2 protein-coding genes are annotated in these 3001 nt (G+C 62.0%); one reads left to right on the plus strand and one right to left on the minus strand.

What is annotated here, in order from left to right; translation table 11 throughout:
- Positions 1-34 precede the first annotated feature (34 nt).
- Positions 35-1177, minus strand: coding sequence for a winged helix-turn-helix domain-containing protein (locus tag A3840_RS01010; protein ID WP_067450564.1), 1143 nt, complete (start codon positions 1175-1177; stop codon positions 35-37).
- A 318-nt stretch (positions 1178-1495) separates the two neighbouring features.
- On the opposite strand from A3840_RS01010, the gene A3840_RS01015 reads away from it, so the two are divergent.
- A complete protein-coding gene (locus A3840_RS01015) occupies positions 1496-2851 on the plus strand; it encodes a tyrosine-type recombinase/integrase (RefSeq protein WP_067450567.1) in 1356 nt (451 codons plus the stop codon).
- Positions 2852-3001: the final 150 nt, after the last annotated feature.

The raw sequence follows: 3001 nt of genomic DNA on the forward strand, positions 1-3001 counted from the left end.
CGCGCAATGCCCGCCACTGGCGGGCATTTTCGTTTCAGCGCTCGAGCTGGAAGGCTTCGAAACGGCCCAGTTCGGCATCGATGGCCGCCCGCGTCTCCGCACCGGGCTCCTCCAGCCAGGTCCATTTCTGCACCAAGAGCCTGCCTTCGGCGCGGTCGGTCTTGAGGTCCACGGCTGCCACGATCCGGTCGCCCGCCAGGATGGGCAGGGCGAAATAGCCATATTGCCGCTTGGCGGCCGGCACATAGGCCTCGAACAGGTGGTCATAATCGAAAAACAGCTTGAGCCGCTTGCGCTGGATGATCAGCGGATCGAAGGGCGAGAGGACATGGACCCGCCCCTCTGCCGCCGGCGCAGGCTCCAGGGCCTCCGGCGCGGCCCAATGCGGCACCTTTTCGGCGCCCGCAATGGTGACCGGCACCAGCAATCGGCGCTTGACCCGCGCCTCGATCAGCGCCCGCACCGCCTTCTTGGCCGGCGCATTGAGGTGGCAGATGGAATCGAGGCTGACCAATCCCTGGCTGCGCAGCGCCCTATCGAGCAGATAGGCCGTCACCTGCCGCTCGGTGGCGCCCCTGGCGGCTTTCTCCCAGCCGAAATGCCGCTCGATCAGCTCGTAGGTCTTGACCATGCCGGCCCGCGCCGAAATGGTCACCAGCCCCTGGTAGAACATCAATTGCAGCACCCGCTTGGACGGCTTGCGGCTGGCCCAGGGATGGTTCTTGTCCACCAATTCGTCGTCGTCGATATCGCGGATGGAAAGCGGGCCCTCGGTCTTGAGCCGCCGCGTCATGGCGCGGACCTCCTCGCGCGTCACCGTGCCGAACCAGGCGCTGGGTCTGTCGCGATAGGCTTTCATCGCCGGCACGAAGAAGGGCAGGTCCTCGACCGGCACATAGCTCAGCGCATGGGTCCAATATTCGAAGATCGATTTTTCAACCGATTGCAAATGGGTCAGGTCGCCGCGCCGATAGGCGGGAATCCGCGAGAACAGAATGTGGTGGTGGCAGCGCTCGATGACGTTGATCGTGTCGATCTGCACATAGCCCAGATGCCTGATCGCCGCCCGCGCCGCCGCCGGACCCGCCCCGAAGGGTTCGGCACTGTCGAGCCGCTGCGCGCGCAGCCAGATCGCCCGGGCCTGGGCGGCGGAAAGGGTGGCGGGCTTCTTGGGCAAAACTGATTCCTGATCTGGTCCGGATGATGTCAGATCAGAGACCTGTGTCAAATCAGGGCAGGAGGCATGCTGCGCTGACAAACGAAAAGGCGAACCAGCCCTTTCGATTGCCGATCGGCGCCGGGCAAACGCCAAGCGGCCGCGAAGACAGTGCCGAAACCTGCTGAAGACGATAGGTATTAGGAAGGATTTGGTGGAGCCAAGCGGGGAAGATCATTGTTCGCCAATTTCGTCTTGAACATCAGTAATTTGACGCTATAACAGGCACTTAGTGGTACGTCAACGGGGTACGTGGCGTGGTACGTGAAGGGCTTGAGAGTGGCAAAATCAGCAGCGAATGACCGGCAGTATCTTGAGCAGTGGCGCGGCAAGTGGCGCGTGAGCATGTCGGTGCCGAAGGCTCTACATGGCAGGCTCGGAACCCGGCTCAAGCATCCCCTCAACACCGATAGCTTGGCCATCGCCAACCAGCTCAAGTGGCCCATCGTCAATGAGATGAAGGCGACCATAGCGCAAGCTCAGGGTTCGGGGACGGACCTCCGGGCGGTTGCAGAGGAGTTCCGGAGGCAGCGGGAAAGAGCCCAGACCGACGAAGAAGCGGATGAGGTTGAGACCGCGATCTCCGTCACCAAGGACATGCTGCTGGGCAAGCGCGTGGGCGTTGATGTGGACCCGCGCACGGGCGAGGAGAGCGAACGGTTCGCCCCCGAAAATGAGAAGGCCATAGCGGAGTTCAGCAAGATCATTGCGGGGCGGGCAACGCCTCTCGACAGCTTGCACAAGCAATACATGGGGCAGCTCACCGTGAAGCCTAGAACACGGTCTGATGACCTCCGGGCTATCGCGTTGCTCCAGCGGTGGTGTGCGGAGAAGGGTGTGGACGCCTATCTCCAGTCCTTCCCCACCCGGCGCTCTGCGGTGGCCTTCGCGGACGATCTCCAAGCCATGGAGCCAGGGCTAAGCCCAGTCACGCTCAACAAGTACCTGCGCCGTCTCTCACGCTATTGGCAGTGGCTTGAGAAGCGGGAGGAAGTTCCTTCGGACGTTTGGAAGGGCGTCGTGCTGCCGGTGCCGGAGCAGGCCCATGACGAGAAGGAACGGCCCTTCACCGAAGAGGAGATGAAAAAGCTGCTGGGAGGGGACGCGCCACAGGAACTGCATGACCTGATGCGAATTGCAGCCCTCACGGGATGCCGCCTAGACCCTATTGTTTGCCTTCGAGTGCGGGACTGTGAGAACGGAGCGTTCCTCTTCAAGCCACAGAAGAAGGAAAAGGCAGCGCGTCTCTGCCCCATCCATAGCAGCCTCACGGAAATCATTGAGCGCCGTACCAAGGACAAGGCCCCGGATGACCCGATCTTCCCGGAGTGGCCAGCGCCGCAGAAGTCCACGTCAAACCGGGAGCGGTCCTTCAAGACCTCCAATGACTTCACCGCCTATCGCCGCAAGGTGGGCGTGGCTGATGAACGCGATGGCAGGCGGCGCTCCCTGGTCAACTTCCACTCATTTCGGCGGTGGTTCATCACAGAGGCAGAACGGGCAGACCAGCCGGAGAGCCTGATTGCTGCCGTGGTGGGGCACAAGCGCGGTGGGATGACCTTGGGGTTGTATTCTGCTGGCCCCAAGCTGGAGCAGGCGCGGCGCGTGGTGGAGGCAGTGAAGCTGCCACGCTAAGCGCTACGCCGCGTCCGAAGTCCGCTAGGCTCTACAGCGTCTTGCTTCATCCCATTCTAAGCGACTTGTGCGTCTCCGTGTATTTCGGCCCCACAGTGTATTGGGGTTGTTCTAGGTCCTGTTGACAAAGTGGATTCCCAAATCGGCTTT

This window comes from Devosia elaeis (assembly GCF_001650025.1).
GTDB lineage: Bacteria > Pseudomonadota > Alphaproteobacteria > Rhizobiales > Devosiaceae > Devosia > Devosia elaeis.